A 20,215-nucleotide genomic window follows, 5' to 3' on the forward strand; every position below is an offset into this window, starting at 1 on the left:
CAGGCGTCGGGCGTTCAGCCCGACGCTTCCTCGCGCGCGAGATCGCCGATGCGCGCAGCCGGCGCATCGCGCTTTGCGCGTTCGAGGACGGCGAGCACTTCGCGCGCCGTGTTCTCCGAATGCTCGCGCAGGACCGCCGGCAAGCCATCGCGCGCGGGATCCTCGAGCGCGGCCAGAATGGCTTCGTGCTCGCTCGCGGATTCGGCCCAGCGCAGCGTGTCCGCATTCGCCGCGCCGCGCGCCCGATGCACCTTCGACATCAACGTCGAATAGACGCTCGCGAGCACGGGATTGTCGGCGGCATCGACGATCATTTGGTGAATCTGCTGATTCAGCTTGAAATACTCGACGCGCTTGCCGGCGTCGTGACACTCCACCATGCGCCGGTGCTTCGCCGCGATTGCCGCGATTTGCGCATTCGTGATGCGCTGCCGGACCAGTTCGCCCGCCATCGCTTCGAGGCCGTGAAGCAGTTCGAAGGTGGCGGCGAGATCATCGAGATCGATCTCCGCGACGCGATACCCGATGTACTGCCGGTGCGTCACGCGCCCCTCCGACACCAGCACCTTCAGCGCCTCGCGCAAGGGCGTCTTCGAGACGTCGAACGCGCTGCTCAGTTCTTTTTCGTCGATGCGCGCGCCGGGCGGCAATTCGCCCTCGTCGATCATGTCGCGCAGGCGCGCGGCGATCTCCGCAGCCATGCCGCGAGTGCGCAAAAGGAGGGGGCTTTTGATGGTCTGGTTCATTGCAGTGCAAGCTTATCACGAAGTTGGTGAAAACCCTGCACCAACATTTACCTCGTTAATTTTCAATAAAACCAATCGTTTACACTGTTTGTAATTATAAATTTCTAATCCTATACTCTGTCCAACGTTGCGCGACGTCACGAAAACATCCGCTTATCCAGGAGCCCGTTCATGTCTTCAACATCCGGTGTTGCCGCATTGACGGTGGGCAAATCCACCGTTCGCTGGAAGATTTTCGTCGTCATGCTGAGCCTCATCGCGATCAACTACATCGACCGCGCGTCGCTGTCCGTCGCGATGCCGCTCATTTCCAAGGAGTTCGATATCGGCCCGGCGATGGAGGGGCTTATCCTCTCCTCCTTCTTCTGGACCTACGCGGTGATGCAGATTCCCGGCGGCATGCTCGCCGACCGCTTTAAGCCGCGCGTCGTGATCGCATCCGCGACCGTGTTCTGGGGTTTCTTCCAGGCGATCGCCGCCGTCTGCACCAATGCGCCAGGCCTGCTGCTCACGCGTCTCGGACTCGGCGCGTCGGAAGCGCCGATCTATCCGGCCGGCGGCAAGCTCAACGCGATCTGGATGACGCAGACCGAGCGCGGCCGCGGCGCGACGCTGCTCGACGGCGGCGCACCGCTCGGCGCGGCGCTGGGCGCGATTCTGATCACCGGGCTGATCGCGATGCTCGGCTCGTGGCGGCTCGCATTCGCGGTGGCGGGCGTCGGCACGGTCCTCGCGGGCATCCTCGCCTGGTTTTATGTACGCAATACACCACGCGAGCACCCGGGCGTGAACGAACTCGAAGCGGCCTATATCGAGGAATCGCATGCCCGCGACGCCGCCGCCGAGCCGTCGTCGCTCTCGGGCCGCACGCGCGATTTCTTCAAGTACCGCTCGGTGTGGTGCATGTTCTTCGGCTGGATGTGTTTCAACAGCGTGTTCTACGGCCTGCTCACGTGGATGCCCAACTACCTGCACATGGTCCACGGTTTCGACATCAAGCAGATGGGCGGCTCGAGCTTCATCATCTTTTTCAGCGGCTTCATCGGCGAGTTGATCGGCGGATGGATCGCGGACAAGTGGAAGGCCGCGGGCGGGCGTCCGAATGTCGTGATGCGCACGCTCTTCGGCATCGCGGCGGTCATCGCGACCGTGTCGATCTTCTCGGTGGCGTATGTGACGAATGCGGTCGCGGTCGTCGCCCTGCTTTCGACGACGCTCTTCTTCCTGCGCTGGTGCGGTCTCTACTGGTGCATTCCGTCGTCGCTCGGCACGCGCAACAAGATCGGCTTTCTCGGCGGCTTCATGAATCTCGGCGGCAACATCGGCGGCATCGCGGTGCCGATCATCGTCGGCGCGATCGTGCAGCTCACGCACTCCTACTTCCTTGCGCTGATGTTCTTCGCGGCGGCCGGCATCGGCTTGCTCGTGTGCTCGAGCGCCATCGATTACGAAAAGAAGATTCCCGTCTGAGTGGAATCGGCAGTTCACGCTGCAACGCTTCGCTCAATTCACACAGAGACATCACGATGAAAAAACGTACCTTGCTCGGCATGCTCACGCCCTCGTCCAACACGTCCCTCGAACCGCTGACGAGCGCGATGGTTTCGAACCTGCCAGGCGTCTCCGCGCATTTCGCGCGCTTTCCGGTCACGGAGATCTCCCTCTCCGATCAGGCGCTCGGCCAGTTCGACGATTCGAAGATCCTGCAGGCGGCGCAATTGCTCGCCGATGCAAAAGTGGACGTGATCGCCTGGAACGGCACATCGTCGGGCTGGCTCGGCTTCGAAGCCGATGAGCGTCTGTGCCGGCGCATCACGGAAGCGACGGGCATTCCCGCGACGACCTCCGTGCTCGCATTGAACGAAATCCTGAAGAAGACCGATGCGCGTGAATTCGGTCTCGTCACGCCGTATCTCGACGACGTGCAGGAGAAGATCATCGCGAACTATCGGAGCGTTGGCCTGAACTGCATCGCCGAGCGGCATCTGAACCTGAAGGCCAACTTCTCGTTCTCGGAAGTTCAACCCGATGAAATCCGCCGCATGGTGCGCGAAGTGGCGAAGGACAAGCCGCGCGCGATTTCGATCTTCTGCACCAACCTGAACGCCGCGCATCTCGTGCCCGAGTTCGAAGAAGAAACCGGCATTCCGATCTACGACACGATCACGACCGTCGTATGGAAATCGCTGCAGCTCGCCGATTACGACACGCGCAGCGTCAAGGGCTGGGGACGTCTCTTCAGCGAAGTCGTCTAAGGAGACAGGCCATGTCGAACGAACTCGATTTCGTGATCCGTCACGCCGACGTCGTCACCGCGTCGGACCGGTTTTCGTGCGACATCGGCATTCGCGACGGCCGCGTGGCGATGCTCGGGCATGGCCTGCCCGACGCGCCGCGCGAGCTCGATGCGAGCGGGATGCTGGTGTTGCCGGGCGGCGTGGACGGTCACTGTCATCTCGATCAGCCGATGCCCGACGGCCTGCGCATGGCCGACGACTTTCTCAGCGGCACGCGCTCCGCGCTATGCGGCGGCACGACAACCGTGATTCCGTTCGCCGCGCAAGCCAAGGGGCAATCCCTGCAAGCGGCCGTCGACGATTATCACCGCCGCGCCGAAGGCCGCGCGGTCATTGACTACGGCTTTCATCTGATCGTCGCCGATCCGACGCCGCACGTGCTCGCAGAAGAGTTGCCGCATCTGATCAAGAACGGCTACACGTCGTTCAAGGTTTATATGACTTACGACGATCTCAAGCTCAATGACCGTCAGATGCTCGACGTTCTCACGGTCGCACGCGAGCACGGCGCGCTCGTGATGGTGCATGCGGAGAACTCGGACTGCATCGGCTGGCTGACCGAACGCCTGTTAGGAAATGGTTTGCATGCGCCGCACGCCCATGCGCTCGCGCGGCCCGCCGTCGTGGAACGCGAGGCGACGCATCGCGCGATTGCGTTCGCGGAACTCGTCGACGTGCCGATTCTGATCGTGCATGTATCGGGCGCGGATGCGATCGAACAGATTCGCTGGGGCCAGTCGCGCGGGTTGCCGATTCTCGCGGAGACCTGTCCGCAGTACATGTACCTGACCGCCGACGATCTCGGCCACGGCGGATACGAAGGCGCCAAGTGCGTATGCAGCCCGCCGCCGCGCGATCCCGCGAATCAGCACGCGGTGTGGAAAGCATTGCGCCAAGGCGTGTTTTCGCTCGTCTCGTCCGATCACGCGCCCTTCTCTTATGACGATCCGCAGGGCAAGAAGCCGGGCGGCAAGGAAGTGTCGTTCGATCACATTCCGAACGGCATTCCCGGCCTCGAAACGCGCTTGCCGCTGCTCTTCAAGGGCGTGAAGGAAGGACGCATCTCGTTGCATCAGTTCGTCGAACTCACGTCGCTCGCGCCCGCAAAGCTATACGGCCTGTATCCGAAGAAAGGCACCATCGCGGTGGGCGCGGATGCGGACATCGTCGTGTGGGACCCGGAGAAGCGCGTGACCATCGCGAACGCGTCGCTGCATCACGCGGTGGATTACACGCCTTATGAAGGCATCGAAGTGACGGGATGGCCGCGTCATTGCTTCTCGCGCGGCGAACTGCTCGTCGAAGACGGCAGGCTTCTGAACGTGCAGAGTGGACGCGGTCGCTTTCAGCCAGCCGGCAAACCCAATCTCGAATGAAGGCGAAAGCGATGAAGATGCGTTTGTTGTCACTGACCGCTGCGGCGTTCTGCATGAGCGCACACGCCGCGGAAAAAGATATGCCGAGCGTCGCGCCGGAATCCGTCGGCGTCGATTCAGCGCCGCTCGTACGCATGTCGGAATGGATACGCGCGGACAACATGGATGTGCGCAGCCTCGTCATCGTGAAGGACGGCAAGATCGTGTTCGAGCGCTATGGCGATGGTCTCACGCGCGACAACAACTACGAGCTGTATTCAGTCACGAAGACAATCACTTCGTTGCTCGTCGGCGTGCTCGAAGGCGAAGGCAAGCTGAGTCCGTCGACGAAAGCTGCGCCGCTCATCGCGAAAGCGCGGCCCGATCTCGCCGCTCAACTCGCCGACAAGCAGAGCATCGAATTGCGTCATCTGATGTCGATGTCGAGCGGCCTCAGTTATCAGGCGCGCGAAGGCACCGACCCGCTTTACTACGGCGCGCCGGATCGTTTGCGTGTCGCGGTGACGGCGAAGGCCGCAAAGACGCCGGGCACGGACTTCGATTACATCGACGTGAACCCGGTACTCGTCGGCACGGCCGTGAGCGTCGCGGCACACGAACGCGAGGATCGTTTCGCGCAGAAGAAGCTATTCGAGCCGCTCGGGATGTCGCATTACCGCTGGACCGGCGTCGATGAGACCGGCGCGGTCGCGGGCGGCTGGGGCCTGCGGCTGCGCGCCGTCGACATGGCGAAGATCGGCATGCTCATGCTCGACAACGGCCGCTGGCAAGGCAAACAACTCGTGCCGCAGGCGTGGATCAGACAGATGACGACGCCCTCGCCCGCCGCCGCCGATTATGGTTACTACTGCTGGATTCAGCATGTCGTCGAGAAAGGCCAGCCTGAATTCGGCGCGATGGGCTTCAAGGGGCAATTCATCACGGTCCTGCCGAAGCAACATGCGGTCGTCGTAATAACGAGCCTCTTGCCGACCGATGGCGGATTGCGCGACGCCACTTATCTCAATCAATACCGCCGCATGGTGAACGATTTCATCTTGCCCGCGCTGACACCGACGACGCGTCCTGCCGTGACGGCCGCGAAGACCGAGGCGCTCAGCGAAGAACTCGAACGCAGCAACAAGACACAGGGCGTGCCCGGCACCGCAGCCGCATTCAACGACGCACCCGAGACCTGATCCATGACTCTACGCTCGCTGCTCAAGTGCATCGCGCCGGCTATCGTCGCGATGTCGATCTCGAACGCCCAGGCCGACGCGCCGCTGCGTGAGACGGGTCTCGCCGAGGCATCGCCGGAAGATGCGGGCGTCGATTCGCATGGACTCGTGCGCCTGTCGCAATGGATTCGCGAGCAGAAGCTCGATGTGTACAGCCTGCTCGTCGTGAAAGACGGCAAGCTGATTTTCGAGCGCTATGGCGCGGGCGCATCCCGCGATTCGAACTACGAGCTGTACTCGGTCACGAAGTCGGTGACGTCGATGGTCGCGGGCATGCTCATCGGCGAGGGGAAGGTCAGTCTGGACGATTCCGTCGCAACGAAGCTCGCCGCGTGGCGACCCGACTTGCGCGCCGAGCTCGCCGACAAGCGCAACATCGAACTGAAGCACGTGCTCTCGATGTCGAGCGGCCTGCACTACGACTTCAAGCCGAAAGACGATCCGATCTACTACGCCGCGCCCGATCGTTTGAAGCTCGCGGCCGAAACGAATCCCAAGGCCGAGCCCGGCTCAGCGTTCGAATACACCGACATCAACCCGATCCTCGCCGCCGCGATGTTGAGCGCCGCAGCGCATGAGCCCGTCGAGAAATACGCACAGGCCCATCTCTTCGGCCCGCTCGGGATGAAGCACGCGGTATGGGCGCGCACAGACCGTTCGGGACTCGTGTCGGCGGGATGGGGCTTGCGGCTGCGCGCCGTCGACATGGCGAAGATCGGCATGCTCGTGCTCGATCACGGCCGCTGGCAAGGGCGCCAGATCGTGCCGCGAACATGGATCACGCAGATGACGTCGCCCGGTGTCGCGCCGTACTTCGGCTATTACTGGTGGATCAACAACATCGTGCAGAAAGAGCCGGAATTCGATGCGATGGGCTTCAAGGGGAAATTCATCACGGTGCTGCCCGAACGAAATACGGTGATCGTGATGACGAGCATCATGTCCGTCGCCGGCGGCCTGCGCGATGCGAAGAATCTCCAGACGTTCCGCCAGATGGTGAACGACTATGCGATTCCCGCACTCGACAATGCGCATCACGCGCGGCCCTCGGCGCAACGCCGCGCGACGTTGCGGCATGAGCTTGCCGTCAGCGCGCAAACGAAAGGCATGCCGGGCGCACAAGTGGACCCGACCGATCTTCCCGGCCTTTGACCCTAACGCACGCCGAATTTCCAGACCGTGATTTCGTGATACTCGTCACCCGGCTTGAGTGCGGTCGAGGGGAACGCCGGACGATTCGGCGAATCCGGGAAATGCCCGGCTTCGAGCGCGAAGCCATCCGTTTGCCGGTACGCCGTACCCGACGTGCCGATGGCGCTGCCATCGAGCCCATTGCCCGTGTAGAACTGCAGGCCCGGCTGCGTCGTGTAGACATCCAGCACGCGACCGCTCGACGGATCGTAGGCGCGCGCCGCGAAGCTCGGCTCGCCATTGCGCTGTCCGTTCTTGTTGAGCTTCCAGTTGTGATCGTAGCCGTGCGCATAACGCATCTGCTGATTCGACGAACGCAGCCGCGCGCCTATCGGTGTCAGCGCGCGCAAATCGAGCGGCGTATTCTCGACGCTCATGATCTCGCCGGTCGGAATCGAATCGGCACGCGTCGGCGTATAGCTCGATGCCGCGATCATGATGAGTTGCCCTTCGACACTGCCGCTACCCTCGCCCGCCAGGTTGAAGTAGCTATGGTTCGTGAGGTTCAGGACTGTCGACTTGTCCGTCTTAGCGCGATAGTCGATGCGCACTTCGTTGTCGTCCGTAAGCGTGTAGGTCACATCGACCGTGAGCGTGCCGGGAAAACCGTTCTCGCCATCGGGACTCACATAACGAAGTTGCACGCCCGCGCGCTGCGCGCCCTGAAACGTCCTGACCACGGTCCAGACTTTTTCGTCGAAGCCGTGCGGGCCGCCGTGCAACGTATTCGGCGGCTCGTTGACGGGCAGCTTGTAGCTGCGTCCGTCGAGCTCGAACCGGCCATCGGCGATGCGGTTCGCATAGCGCCCGATCAGACTGCCGAAGTGAATCTTGCCGTTGTACTTCTCGTAGTCGCCGAGGGAGCCGAAGCCGAGCACGATATCCGCGCGACGCCCGCGCCGGTCGGGGACATCGATTCGCGTCACGATGCCGCCATAGGTGACGCAGTTCATAGACACGCCCCGCGCATTCGAGAGCGTGTATTGAACGACCGCTTGCCCTTGCTGCGTCGCGCCATACGGTGTGGAAGTGATCGACGCCGCAAAGCCATGCAACGGCATGAACGTCGCGCATGCAAGGGCGGCAAAACGGATGAGCGTTCGGTTGGTATCCGGCATAAGCGGCGTGAACAGAAGGCTGCTCGATATGGCTGTGAAATCACGCATGGAGCCGAACGCAGCATCGCCTATGCCTGATGAGGCCGGGCACGCACGATGCGTTCGCTTGTCGCATTCAGTTCGACGATGACGACAAGGAGCCTTTCATGAACGAACCAGCCGATCGTCCGACGCCACCGAAGCAGACACCCGACGATCCGAACGTGGCGGATCGCCGTCTGTCCGACGAACAAAAGGATTCAATGAAAAACGAACCGGAGCCGCCGAAGCGTACCGACGAAGGCAATAACACCAAGCTGCCGAATCCGAAGGACGTCGGGGAAGCGGGGTAGTCTTCGCGGGCCGCGGGTTATTCGTTAGATGAATCGGCGGTCCGCACGTACGAATTACATACGACGCTCGCTCGTATGAAATCTGCAATGGCACTTCGCGGCGTTGTCGAGCGCTTTTGTTGTATGGTATTCCGAAACTGTTGCAGCGTTCGAAGCCGCGCCCGGCGACGCGCCTCGCCGGAATAAGGAAGCACGACGCCCATGTACGATCCTGCTCACTTTTTGCCATCGTTCGTATGGCGCGCGACGCGAGACGGAGTGATTCAATACGCCAATCCGTGGGCGTGCCGCTATCTCGGCATCCCCTTTCCGGAACTGGTCGGGCGGCATTGGAATGCTTTTGTCCACCCCGACGACATCCCGCCGGTGCTCGACGCATTGCGGCAAATGCGCGACGGCACGCTTCTCCGCAATGTCGACGTGCGCCTTCTGCGCAACGATGGCGCGTTTCGCTGGCACACGTTGCATCTTCAGGCGCGGCGCGACGAGGAAGGACAAATCAGCGATACGGTCGGCGTCGCGATCGACATCCACGAATGCCGTCACGCCTGGGCGATGTACGAGGAGAGCGAGCGGCGACTGCAGGCCGCATTCGCCGGCGCACGCATGGGCGCATGGGAATGGGACATGAAGACGCGTGTCGTGCGCATGACCGCGCAGCTCGCCGCGCTCTACTCCTTTCCACCCGGCACCGACGCGGTGCTCCTTTCGGAAGTATGGGACCGCGTCGCGCCCGAACACCGCGAGCCGTTTCAGCGCAAGCTCACGGAAGCATTGCGTGACGGCGGCCCGTTCGAGTTCGACTTCATGCTCGAAGGCGATCAGGGACAACAACGCTGGCTGCGCATGCGCGGGCATCCCGAGTTCGACCGTCATGGCGTGCTCGCTCGCGTGTATGGCGTGAGCTTCGACATCAGCGCGCAGCGCGCCGACGAGGAACGCCTCAGTCTGTCGGAAAGGCGCTATCGCGCGCTTGTCGAAACGACGGGTGCGCTCGTCTGGTCCGCCGATGCGAAAGGCGGGATTCGTGCTTCGGGCGGCGAATGGGAGCAGTTCACGGGCAAGTCGCCGGACGTGCTGTCCGGCGGGGGCTGGCTCGACTACATCCATCCGGATGATCGCGAGCGCACGCATCAGGCATGGCTCGACGCACTGCGCGAAGGCGCCGCGCGCACGCTCACCTTCCGCATGTACCGGCGTGACGGACTCTATCGCATGGTGGAGGCGCACGCGGCGCCGCTTTACGACGACAAGGGCAACTTGCAGGAATGGTTCGGCACGACAACCGACGTCACGCCGCGCTATGAAGCGCAGGCCGCGATCGAAGCGCGCAGCCTGCGCCTGACGGTGGCGATGCAGGCCGCGAAGATTCATATCGCATCGCTCGAACTCGAGACGTGGACGCTCTTTCTCGAAACCGGCGGCGAGCGCCAGATCACCGAAACGCTCAGCTACGACGCAGCACTCGCCCGCGTGCATCCCGACGACAGTGCGACGCTCGACCGCTATGTGCGCAGCATTGCGGCAGGCGAAAACCCCGAGGGTCATTTCGAGTTTCGCGTGCGCAACCTGCACGGCGAACAATGGATGCAAGGCAGCGCCCTGCTCCAGCGCAGCAAGGACGGCAAGCCGCTGCGCATCATCGGCAGCGTGATCGACATCACCGAACGCAAGCACATGGAGCTGATGCTGCGTGAAGCGGGACGCCGCAAGGACGAGTTCCTCGCGATGCTTGCGCATGAGCTGCGCAATCCGCTTGCGCCGCTGCGCACGGCCCTCGCGCTGATGCAGAAGGATCAGGATGGCGACACGCATCTGCGTGAGCTGACCGACCTGATGCGCAGGCAAGTGGAGCACATGACCCGCATCGTCGACGACCTGCTGGAAGTCTCGCGTATCACGCAGGGACGCATCGCGCTGCAAACCGAACCGATTCTGGTCGGCACGGCCGTGTATCACGCGGTCGAGGCGATCGCGGGCATGGTCGAGTCGCGCTCGCAAACCATTCAAGTCGATGTATCCGATGCCACCACATGGGTATGCGGCGATCCCACACGCCTCTCGCAGATCCTCGTCAACGTGCTCAACAATGCGAGCAAGTACACGCCCGAGCAAGGCCGCATCACCGTGAGCGTGCAGGCGGACGAGGCATGGGTGTCGATCGTCATCGCCGATACGGGCACCGGCATTTCGGCCGATCTCCTGCCGAAAGTATTCGAGCTCTTCTCGCAAGGCGAGCGCACGCTCGACCGCTCGAACGGCGGCCTCGGCATCGGGCTGTCGCTCGTGAAGAAGCTCGTCGAGATGCATAAAGGCACGATCACCGTGCAAAGCCCCGGACCGGGACTGGGCACGACCGTCACCGTGCGGCTGCCGCGATTGCATCATCACGAAAGGCATTCGGCGCTCGCGCTCTCCGAGACGAGCATGCGCGAGACGCGCGCGGCGCTGCGCATTCTCGTCGTCGACGATAACCGCGATGCCGCCGATTCGCTCGCGATGCTGTGTGAATCGGAAGGACATGTCGCGCGTGTCGCGTACTCGCCGACGGAAGCGCTGGAGGCCGCGCCGCACTTTCAGCCCGATGTGGCGCTGCTCGATATCGGCCTGCCCGATATCGACGGCTATGAACTCGCGCGGCGCCTGCGTCGCAAAGGCGACACGACGCCCATGCTGATCGCGATCACGGGCTATGGACAGGCGGAAGACCGGTTGCGCGCGCAATCTGCAGGCTTCGATTATCACTTCGTGAAGCCAGTGAATGTGGACAGCCTGCTGAAACTCCTGTCGTCGCTGACGGTCGCGCGTTGAAGAGCCGCGCTCTACAATGAGCGTTCCATCCAGGTCTTCGAGGACGTCATGACGCCAAAGCCCATCAGCCGCTATCCCGTTCCCGATCCGCAAGACTGGCCGGACGATATCCGCGCCCGCATTCTCGACGTGCAGGAAAAGGCGGGCTTCGTGCCGAACGTGTTCCTCACGCTCGCCCATCGTCCCGACGAGTTCCGCGCGTTCTTCGCCTATCACGATGCGCTGATGCTGAAGGACGGTGGCCTCACCAAAGGCGAGCGCGAGATGATCGTCGTCGCGACGAGCGCGGTGAACGATTGCCTCTATTGCGTCGTCGCACACGGCGCGATTCTGCGGATCTATGAAAAGAACCCGCTCGTCGCGGATCAGGTCGCGGTGAATCATCGCAAGGCGGACATCACGCCGCGTCAGAAGGCCATGCTCGATTTCGCGTTAAAGGTATGTCGCGCGTCGGGCTCCGTGGACGACACCGATTTCGCCGCCCTGCAAGCGCATGGTTTCAGCGATGAAGACGCATGGGATATCGCGGCTATCACGGCGTTCTTCGGTTTGTCGAATCGCATGGCGAACGTGATTTCGATGCGCCCCAACGATGAGTTCTTCTTGATGGGGCGTGTGCCGAAAGAGCCGAAATAAGCACCCATGCGCCTGCCTCCGCTGAAATCCATCATCGCGTTCGAAAGCGTCGCGCGAACGAAGAGCGTGAACCGCGCCGCCGACGAGCTCGGCCTCACGCCCTCCGCCGTCAGCCATCAGTTGGCGAATCTGGAAAGCATCGTCGGGCGCCCGTTGTTCACGCGCCTGGGCCGCGGCCTCGTGCTCACGCCGACCGGCTCGCAATATCTCTCGGACGTCACCGGCGCGCTCGCCGAGCTGAACCGCGCAACCGAGCGCGCGTCGAGCGAAACGTCGGTCGAGATATTGCGGATTCATTCGAGCCCGAGCTTCGGTCTGATGTGGTTGCTGCCGCGTCTCGCCGCATTTCAGGAAGCGAACGGCGATATTCAGATGAATCTCGCGTGCTCATATGAGAATGTGTCGTTCACCTCGGGTTACTACGATATCGACGTGCGTCACGGCTACGCACACTGGACCGATGTCGAAGTGAAGACCCTGCGTCATGAGACCATCGCCCCGCTCGCTTCGCGCACGTATCTCGAACGCTTTCCTGTTTCTTCACCCGAGGATCTGCTCAACCGTCGCCTGATCTTTTCCGAATCGCCGCTCGTCCAGTGGCAGCAATGGTTCGGCAAGTTCGGCGTGGCGGTGAAGCGCAAAGCGTTCGATTTCTCCTTCGACCGCTCGTACATGTCGCTCGAAGCGGCCGCGCTCGGTCATGGCATCGCGCTGGAAAGCACGATGCTCGCGTCCGGTCATCTCGAACGCGGCTCGCTCGTGCCCGTGTTCGGCAAGGAATACGCGGTTGAAGTCGACGCGCATCATCTGGTTTACCCGAGTCAGAACGCCGGATTGCCGCGCGTGGCCAAGTTTCTGCTGTGGATGGATCAGCAAATCGGGCGTCGCGGCGACACCTGAAAATTTCTCAGCAACAGTTGAACCAAACTGCGTTGATCGTCAGGTCAAAGGCGAAGAAACTGCGCCTACACCAGACAACCAACGGAGACAACGATGTTGCTCGACAACCAGGTAGTGATCGTCACAGGCGCGGCTTCGGCTCGCGGCATCGGCAAGGCAACGGCAAAGGCGCTCGCCGCGCAGGGCGCGCGCATCGTAGTGCTGGACCTGAAGGAAGCGGACGCGCAAAGCGCCGCGAACGATCTGGGCGAAGGTCATCTCGGCCTCGCCTGCGATGTCACCGACAAGGCCGCGTGCGTCGCGGCCGCCCGAGCGGCGATCGACAAATACGGGCGCATCGACGTGCTCATCAACAACGCCGGCATCACGCAGCCGATCAAGACGCTGGAGATCAGCGCGGATAACTTCAACGCGGTTATCGACGTGAATCTGCGCGGCACGCTCTACATGTCACAGGCCGTCATTCCGCAGATGAAGAAGCAGAAGAGCGGCAGCATCGTGTGCATGTCGTCGGTGTCGGCGCAACGTGGCGGCGGCATTTTCGGCGGACCGCATTACAGCGCGGCGAAGGCAGGCGTGCTCGGTCTCGCCAAGGCGATGGCGCGCGAATTCGGCGGCGATGGCATCCGCGTGAATTCGATCACGCCCGGCCTGATTCAAACCGATATCACTGGCGACAAGCTCACGCCGGACATGCGCGCGGACATCATCAAGGGCATTCCGCTCGCGCGTCTCGGCGATGCGGCGGATATCGCCAATGCATGCCTGTTTCTTGCGAGCGGCCTGTCGTCGTATCTCACTGGCGTGACGCTCGATGTGAATGGCGGCATGCTGATTCATTGATCGCACGCAATAGCGCACCCGGATAACCGGGGCGTCATAACATGGCTGGAGACATCTATGAAATCCAAACTCGCCGCATCGGCGGCAACGGCTGAATTCGCATCGTCCGAAGATGCAGGCAGCTTCGAGGCGAAGACCTACGCCAAGGTCGGACGCCGCCTCATCCCCTTCCTGATGCTGTGTTATCTCGGCGCGTATCTCGACCGTGTGAACGTCGGCTTCGCCAAGCTGCAGATGCTCAACGATCTGCGCTTCTCCGAAACCATCTACGGCATCGGCGCGGGCATCTTCTTCCTCGGCTACTTCCTGTTCGAAGTGCCCAGCAACGTCATCCTGCATAAAGTGGGCGCGCGCAACTGGCTCGCGCGCATCATGCTGACGTGGGCCGTGATCTCCGCGAGCTTCGTCTTCGTCAAGTCACCGACTACGTTCTATATCCTGCGCTTTCTGCTCGGTGTCGCCGAAGCGGGCTTCGCGCCCGGCGTGATTCTCTATCTCACGTACTGGTTTCCCGCAGCGCGGCGCGCCAAGGCGCTCTCGCTTTTCTTCATGGCAATTCCGCTCGCGGGTATCGTCGGCGGTCCGCTCTCCGGCTACATCATGCACGCGTTCCAGGGCATGCACGGGCTCGCCGGATGGAAGTGGCTCTTCATGCTCGAAGCGCTGCCCTCGCTTTTCCTCGGTGTCGCGATCCTGTTCTATCTCGACAACGGCATCGCCGGCGCGAAGTGGCTTACCGACAAGGAAAAGGCCTTGCTCAAGCGCAATGTCGAAAAGGACAACGCCCAAACGGTGAAGCATGTATCGATCGGCGCATTCATCCGCGATCGTCGTCTGTGGCTCATGGCCGCGATCTACTTCTGCGTCGTGCTCGGTCAGTACGGACTTACCTTCTGGCTGCCGACGATCGTGCGTCGCACCGGTGTAGCGGACCCGCTGTGGGTCGGCATTCTCACCGCGATTCCGTATCTCTGCGCGATCATCGCGCTGCCGCTGATCGGTGCGAGCGCCGACAAGCGCCGCGAACGCCGCCTGCATCTCGCGATTCCGATGCTCGTGTCCGCAGCCGGCTTCGCCACCTTGCCGATGCTCGGCAGCGTAGGCGCCTCGATCGTCTGCGTGAGTATTGCGGCGGCCGGCATTCTCGCTTCGTCGTCGCAATTCTGGTCGCTGCCTACCGCGGTGCTCGGTGGCATGTCGGCAGCGGCGGGCATCGCCGCGGTCAACTGCTTCGCCAATCTCGCGGGCTTCTTCTCGCCAGCGATCGTCGGCTGGCTCAACGACTTCACCGGCAAATCGACGGCGGGCCTGATCTTCATTTCTGTGGCGATCGTGCTGGGCGCGGTGCTCGTGTTCTTCGTGCCCGCCAAAACCGTCAATCGCTGATTTCAGCTTCAATCAAGGAGACAACACATGAATACCCCCGTCATCGAGGAGGTGACGCTCGCCGAGCGCGCCTACCGTATCCGTCGTAACGCCCTGCTGATGGGCGAAGTGCAGGGCCAGGGTTATATCGGCCAGGCGCTCGACATCGCCGATGTGCTGGCCGTCGCCTACTTCGGCGCGATGAACTACCGCCCTGAAGATCCCGACTGGGAAGAGCGCGACCGCTTCCTGCTCTCGAACGGTCACTATGCAATCGCGCTGTACGCCGCGCTTTTCGAAGCGGGCATCCTGCCCCAGGAAGAACTCGAAACCTATGGCAGCGACGACAGCCGTCTGCCGATGTCCGGCATGGCGAGCTACACGCCCGGCATGGAGATGTCGGGCGGATCGCTCGGGCAAGGACTCACGATCGCCGTGGGCCGATGCCTTGGCCTCAAGAGCAAAGGCTCGAAGTCCTTCGTCTACACGCTTTTCTCCGATGGAGAACTCGATGAAGGCGCGATCTGGGAAGGCCTCATGTCCGCTGCGCACTGGAAGCTCGACAACCTCATCGCGATGGTCGACGTGAACAATCAGCAAGCCGATGGCCCCTCGACGCAGATCATGGCGTTCGAGCCGCTCGTCGAAAAGCTCGAAGCGTTTGGCTGGTACGTGCAGCGCATCGACGGCAACGATATCGACGCCGTGAAGCAGGCCTTCGACAACGCACGCAATCTGAAGGACGCGAAGCCGCGCATCATCGTATGCGATACGAAGATGGGCTGCGGCGTGCCGTTCCTCGAACAACGCGAGAAAAATCACTTTATCCGCGTCGATGCCGATGAATGGCAACTGGCGCTTCAGGCACTCGAAGCAGGGAGACAAGCATGAGCACCCGTCTGAAAACTTCCGCGATGATCGCGTCGATTGCAAGCGAAGGACAGGTCACCCGGTCCGCGCCTTTCGGTAATGCGCTGGTCGAACTGGCGGGCACGAAGACGAACGTCATCGGCATGACGGCCGACCTCGGCAAGTACACGGACTTGCATATTTTCGCGAAGGAGTTTCCCGAGCGCTATTACCAGATGGGCATGGCCGAGCAATTGTTGATGGGTGCAGCGGCGGGCTTCGCGCATGAAGGCGCGCAGCCGTTCGTCACGACCTATGCCGTGTTCGCGACGCGCCGTGCGTATGACTTCATCCACCAGACGATCGCCGAAGACAATCTCGACGTGAAGATCGTCGCCGCGCTGCCCGGTCTCACGACAGGCTACGGTCCGAGCCATCAGGCCGCCGAAGATCTCGCCTTGATGCGCGCAATGCCGAACATGACCGTGATCGACCCGTGCGATGCGCTCGATATCGAGCAGATGGTGCCCGCCATCGCCGCGCACAAAGGGCCGGTGTATGCGCGCCTTCTTCGCGGCAACGTGCCCGCCGTGCTCGACGAATACGATTACCAGTTCGAATTGGGCAAGGCGAAGCTGCTTCGCGATGGCCGCGATGTGCTCATCATCTCGTCCGGCATTCTGACGATGCGTGCGCTCGAAACCGCCAAGGCATTGCAAGCCGACAACGTCGATGTCGCCGTGCTCCACGTGCCGACGATCAAGCCACTCGATACGGAAACGATCATCCGCGAAGCGAAGCGTTCGGGACGTCTCGTGGTGGTAGCAGAAAATCACACGACGATCGGCGGATTGGGCGAAGCAGTGGCGACGGCGCTGCTGACCGCAGGCGTAACGCCAACGTATCGTCAGATCGCGCTGCCCGATGCGTTCCTCGATGCGGGCGCGCTGCCTACGCTGCACGACCGCTATGGCATTTCGACCAATGTGATGTCGGCCACCATCAAGGGCTGGCTCGCCTGATGGACGAGCGCCGCGCAGTTCGATGAAACGCGCGGCGCTTGTTCACTTCTTCTTTCGTCCGCCCTTCTTCGCGCCCGCCGCCTCTTTCGCGACGATCACGCCGGGCCCGTTCATTTCTTCCATCCACGAAAGCGCGTCGGCATAGGCGAGGAATTGCTGGAAATAACCCGGCGATACTTCGCGCATGAGCGACAACGAACGATGTACGAGGCTGCTCGAATTGAGCGGTCCCGCATTCCTCGGAACGTGCGCGAGCGAATCGCGCAACTGCTTTTCCGCGCTGACTTTCGACCACACCGCGCGAAAGTATTCGAGCAACTCGGCGTGCGATGTCGCGTGCTTCGAAGACGGCTTCGCGATGTCATCGACCAGCGCAGCAAGCGGTCCGCGTTCGTCGGCATCGTGAGTTGCGGTGCGGTGCAATGCGGCACGCTCGATATCGGTGCGATAAGCATCGAGCAACTGCGCGAGGCGCGCATCGAGCTTGCGGCGCGTCTCGCCGTCGTAAGCCGCCGCGCGTTTGGCGAGCGCATCGATGAGATGAAAGCGCACGGGATTCGCGCGATCGTCGCCGTTCGCGCGCCATGCGTCGAGCATCGCACGTGCCGACGCTGCGTTATTCATGAGCCTTCACCGCGCCATCCGCGGGCCGCGGCACGGCTGAAATCTCGACGCGACGATTTTTCGCGCGCCCGACTTCATCGGCGTTCGAACTCACGGGCTGCTCCGACCCGAACGCCGCAGCGAACACCGACGAAGAAGGCACGCCCGCATCGATCAAAGCGCGTGTCACGGTCAACGCGCGTTTCGCGGAAAGCTCCCAGTTATCCGCGAAGCGCCGGTTGCCTTCGTGCACTTGTTGATCGTCGGCGAAACCGCTGACCATGAGGATCTCCTCATGCGCATGCAGATAGGCGCCGAGCGGCGCGGCCAGGCTCTTCAACACATCGCGGCCCTGCGGCTGCAACTGATCGGAATTGAGCGCGAAGAGCACGCTGCCGCTGATGCCGATGCGCCCGTTCACGAGCGTCACGCGTCCCGATGCGAGCGGCCCCGCGAGCGCCTGTTCCAGCGTCTGGCGGCGCTGCGTTTCTTCCTGGCGATGCTTCACCTCCTCGTCGAGCTTGTTCTCGAGCTGCAATTGCACGCCAATCACGCCGACGAGTATCAGCACGAACGCACCCAGCAGCACGGACATCAAATCGGCGAACGCCGGCCAGATCGGCGCGGCGTGTTCCGCGCCGCCGTCGATTTCCTCGTTCATGCCGCCCGCGCTCCGGCCGCGCGCTGTCCCGCGATGTGCTGCAAGTCCTCGACGATCTGCTTCTGCGACATCATGCTCAGATCGATGACTTCCTTCGCCTGCGCGACGTAATACGCGAGCTGTTCGTCGCTGCGTGCCAGCGATTTGTCGAGTGCGCTTTCGATACGTTCGAGATGCGCGACGAGCTTGTCGTTCGATTCGCCGAAGGACTGCACGGCCGCACCGAACGCGTCCGAGAGGCTCGCCATTTCGACCGCGCTCGTCGCCACTTGCGCGGCCATCGCGCCGAGCTTGCCGGCTTCGGCTTCGACCGTGCCGGTGAACTGTGCGCCGACGCGCTCGAGCAGCGTCGCCGATGTATCGACCAGTGCGTCGATCGCGGCGCGCTGCTCGTTCGATGCGTGATTCACGGCATCGAGCAGTGTTTCGACCGTGGCGAGCAGACGGCTGCGCTCGTCGAGCATCGCGGTGTCGCGGACCATCGAATCGGAAAGCTTCTGGCGCATTTCGGCGACGACTTCCGCTGCGGCCTTCGGTGCTTCCGATGCCGCCTGAACGAGCCGCTCGATCTCCGCGATGGTCGCGCTCGCGTGTGCCTGCGATTGCGCGGACATGTCGTGCGCGGTTTGCGCGAGCGCGTCGCAAATCTCTTTCTGACGATTCGCCGCCACCGCGCTCGTGTCCTGCCATTGCTCCCGCAACGAGGCCGCCATCGTGTCGAGCGCACCGCTCCATGCCGCGAGACGCGCTTCGCCGTGCTGCGCGAGTTCCGCGCGCAAGTCCGCATGCGATCGATCGACCGATTGCACGAGCGATGCCGCGTGCCGCTCGAAGCTGGCCGCTGCAGTCGTCAATGCGTTCTCGTTCTGCGCGGCGGTTTGCTCGCTGGCGCGCGCATGTTGCGCGAGCGCATCGCGCCATGTTTGCGACATGCTGCCCGTCGCGTTTTCCAGGCGCGCTGCAACAGCATCGATCAAACCGGATGAACGCGCTTCGAAGGTCTGTGCGAATTGCGCGAGCGATGCATCCATGCGTGCGACGAGCGCATCGCTCGATTGTGCATGCTTCGCAACCGACGATTCGAGTCCGCCCGACACGCGATCCATGTGCGCAGACACGCCTTCGACGAGATTCGCCGCACGCTGATCGAACGCAAGCGCGAAGCGATCGAGCGATCCGCCCATCTCATCGACGAGCGCCGCGCTCGATTGCGCGTGCTTCGAAAGCGATGCGTTCCAGATCTCCGCGACCTTCACCGACGATGCCTCGAAGCCGCTAGCCAAGCCTTCCAATTGACGCGCGACCGCTTGCTCGACGCTCCCGTGCAGCGAAGTGACTTCGCGCGCGATGCCGTCCATCGTCGCCTGCATGACGGGCTGCAACGCGGCGCTCGCGGCACGCGCGCTATCGGCGACGCTCTGCTTCAGCGACAACTCTACCGATGTAGCCAAACGCCGATACGACGTCTCCGCCTTCGCATGGAACGCATCCTGACTGGCGATCTGGCGTTCGCTCGCCGCGAGGCTCTGCTGCTCGATTGCCATCGTCATCGACTGAAGACGATCGACGAGCTTCGGCATCAATTCGGTCTGAAGCTGCAGCAGCTTGAACGTCTCCTCGCGTTGATGCGCTTGCGTGAAGGCGCGCAGCGTCGTTGCGATTTTCACGTCGAGCTGCTGCGTGACATGCAGGCGTTCACGGCGGCACAGCGCCGACAGCAGGCCGAGCATCGCGGAGGTCGCGACGCCCGCGATCGACGTGCCGAATGCGAAGCCGAGACCCGTGACCGGCGCGGAAAGGGACGCGCGGATGGCCGTCAGATCCGATGCGCTTTGCAACGCCGTGCCGGTGCCGCGCAGCGTCGCGACCATGCCGAGCAGCGTGCCCAGCATGCCGAGCAACACGAGCAGGCCGACGAGATACGGCGCGAGCACCGGACCGGGCAACGCCGCGCGCTCGCCTTCGATGCGCAGGCGCACGGCATGGCGCAAGCTCGGATGCAGGCTGTCGAGCCACACGGCGAGGCTGCGCGGCGCGCTCGCAAGTTGCGTGATGCGCTGTTCGAGCGAGACGGTGATCTGTTGATAGCGGCGTAATTCCGCCGCGCCCGCGAGATAGCATCCGGCGATCACGACCGTCACGGCGAACGCAATCGCGTTCGACGCGATATACGCAATGCCGATGCCCAAAACCGCGGCGAGGCCAATCGAGAAGACAGCGATATTCAAAAGATTTCGGGGCATAGCGA

At 62.5% G+C, this 20,215-nt stretch carries 18 protein-coding genes; 13 read left to right on the forward strand and 5 right to left on the reverse strand.

Going from position 1 to position 20,215, the window contains the following annotated elements:
• Positions 1 to 14: 14 nt before the first annotated feature.
• Positions 15 to 701 (reverse strand): GntR family transcriptional regulator, encoded by a 687-nt coding sequence (locus NCR38_RS23490; protein ID WP_086960854.1) that lies wholly within the window; start codon positions 699 to 701, stop codon positions 15 to 17.
• Between the two features lie 216 nt (positions 702 to 917).
• Between NCR38_RS23490 and NCR38_RS23495 the strand changes: the two genes are divergently transcribed.
• From NCR38_RS23495 to NCR38_RS23515, 5 genes are read left to right on the forward strand one after another with little or no spacing between them, the layout of a single operon-like run.
• A complete protein-coding gene (locus NCR38_RS23495; protein ID WP_061117127.1) occupies positions 918 to 2,216 on the forward strand; it encodes an MFS transporter in 1,299 nt (432 codons plus the stop codon).
• A 56-nt stretch (positions 2,217 to 2,272) separates the two neighbouring features.
• Positions 2,273 to 3,001 carry an aspartate/glutamate racemase family protein gene (locus tag NCR38_RS23500; protein ID WP_061117128.1) on the forward strand — a complete coding sequence of 243 codons (729 nt, stop codon included), beginning with the start codon at positions 2,273 to 2,275 and terminating at the stop codon, positions 2,999 to 3,001.
• 11 nt (positions 3,002 to 3,012) lie between these two features.
• A complete protein-coding gene (gene hydA, locus NCR38_RS23505; RefSeq protein WP_250477685.1) occupies positions 3,013 to 4,419 on the forward strand; it encodes a dihydropyrimidinase in 1,407 nt (468 codons plus the stop codon).
• Positions 4,420 to 4,472: 53 nt separating this feature from the next.
• Positions 4,473 to 5,597: a serine hydrolase gene (locus tag NCR38_RS23510; protein WP_250477686.1), complete on the forward strand. Its 1,125-nt coding sequence runs from the start codon at positions 4,473 to 4,475 to the stop codon at positions 5,595 to 5,597.
• Positions 5,598 to 5,600: 3 nt separating this feature from the next.
• Positions 5,601 to 6,788 carry a serine hydrolase gene (locus NCR38_RS23515; RefSeq protein ID WP_061117131.1) on the forward strand — a complete coding sequence of 396 codons (1,188 nt, stop codon included), beginning with the start codon at positions 5,601 to 5,603 and terminating at the stop codon, positions 6,786 to 6,788.
• 2 nt (positions 6,789 to 6,790) lie between these two features.
• On the opposite strand, the gene NCR38_RS23520 is transcribed toward NCR38_RS23515, so the two are convergent.
• Complete coding sequence (locus NCR38_RS23520) at positions 6,791 to 7,888, reverse strand: aldose epimerase family protein (protein ID WP_250477687.1); 1,098 nt, start codon at positions 7,886 to 7,888, stop codon at positions 6,791 to 6,793.
• Between the two features lie 203 nt (positions 7,889 to 8,091).
• Here NCR38_RS23520 and NCR38_RS23525 point away from each other — a divergent pair, with 203 nt between their 5' ends.
• The 8 genes from NCR38_RS23525 (at position 8,092) to NCR38_RS23560 (ending at position 16,703) form a co-directional block, all read left to right on the forward strand.
• Entirely contained in the window at positions 8,092 to 8,277 is a 186-nt protein-coding gene (locus NCR38_RS23525) for a hypothetical protein (protein ID WP_061117276.1), read from the forward strand.
• Between the two features lie 201 nt (positions 8,278 to 8,478).
• Entirely contained in the window at positions 8,479 to 11,088 is a 2,610-nt protein-coding gene (locus NCR38_RS23530; RefSeq protein ID WP_250477688.1) for a PAS domain-containing protein, read from the forward strand.
• Between the two features lie 48 nt (positions 11,089 to 11,136).
• Positions 11,137 to 11,724 (forward strand): peroxidase-related enzyme, encoded by a 588-nt coding sequence (locus tag NCR38_RS23535; protein WP_061117134.1) that lies wholly within the window; start codon positions 11,137 to 11,139, stop codon positions 11,722 to 11,724.
• Between the two features lie 6 nt (positions 11,725 to 11,730).
• Positions 11,731 to 12,624: a LysR substrate-binding domain-containing protein gene (locus tag NCR38_RS23540; RefSeq protein WP_061117135.1), complete on the forward strand. Its 894-nt coding sequence runs from the start codon at positions 11,731 to 11,733 to the stop codon at positions 12,622 to 12,624.
• A gap of 93 nt (positions 12,625 to 12,717) precedes the next feature.
• Positions 12,718 to 13,467 carry an SDR family NAD(P)-dependent oxidoreductase gene (locus NCR38_RS23545; RefSeq protein WP_061117136.1) on the forward strand — a complete coding sequence of 250 codons (750 nt, stop codon included), beginning with the start codon at positions 12,718 to 12,720 and terminating at the stop codon, positions 13,465 to 13,467.
• 57 nt (positions 13,468 to 13,524) lie between these two features.
• The gene (locus NCR38_RS23550) at positions 13,525 to 14,853 is read left to right on the forward strand and encodes an MFS transporter (RefSeq protein WP_061117137.1); all 1,329 of its coding nucleotides are present in this window, start codon (positions 13,525 to 13,527) and stop codon (positions 14,851 to 14,853) included.
• 27 nt (positions 14,854 to 14,880) lie between these two features.
• Positions 14,881 to 15,723 (forward strand): transketolase, encoded by an 843-nt coding sequence (locus NCR38_RS23555; RefSeq protein ID WP_061117138.1) that lies wholly within the window; start codon positions 14,881 to 14,883, stop codon positions 15,721 to 15,723.
• The gene (locus tag NCR38_RS23560) at positions 15,720 to 16,703 is read left to right on the forward strand and encodes a transketolase family protein (RefSeq protein ID WP_061117139.1); all 984 of its coding nucleotides are present in this window, start codon (positions 15,720 to 15,722) and stop codon (positions 16,701 to 16,703) included. The genes NCR38_RS23555 and NCR38_RS23560 overlap by 4 nt, the downstream gene beginning before the upstream one ends.
• 42 nt (positions 16,704 to 16,745) lie before the next feature.
• On the opposite strand, the gene NCR38_RS23565 is transcribed toward NCR38_RS23560, so the two are convergent.
• From NCR38_RS23565 to NCR38_RS23575, 3 genes are read right to left on the reverse strand one after another with little or no spacing between them, the layout of a single operon-like run.
• Positions 16,746 to 17,327, reverse strand: a complete 582-nt coding sequence (locus NCR38_RS23565; protein WP_061117140.1) for a DUF2894 domain-containing protein — start codon at positions 17,325 to 17,327, stop codon at positions 16,746 to 16,748.
• Positions 17,320 to 17,967 carry an OmpA family protein gene (locus tag NCR38_RS23570; protein WP_061117141.1) on the reverse strand — a complete coding sequence of 216 codons (648 nt, stop codon included), beginning with the start codon at positions 17,965 to 17,967 and terminating at the stop codon, positions 17,320 to 17,322. Before NCR38_RS23570 ends, NCR38_RS23565 begins: the two co-directional genes overlap by 8 nt.
• On the reverse strand, positions 17,964 to 20,210 hold the full coding sequence (locus NCR38_RS23575) for a DUF802 domain-containing protein (RefSeq protein ID WP_061117142.1): 2,247 nt from the start codon (positions 20,208 to 20,210) through the stop codon (positions 17,964 to 17,966). Before NCR38_RS23575 ends, NCR38_RS23570 begins: the two co-directional genes overlap by 4 nt.
• Between the last annotated feature and the right edge of the window lie 5 nt (positions 20,211 to 20,215).

Origin of the sequence: Caballeronia sp. INML1 (assembly GCF_023631085.1) — a bacterium.
Lineage (GTDB): Bacteria > Pseudomonadota > Gammaproteobacteria > Burkholderiales > Burkholderiaceae > Caballeronia > Caballeronia turbans.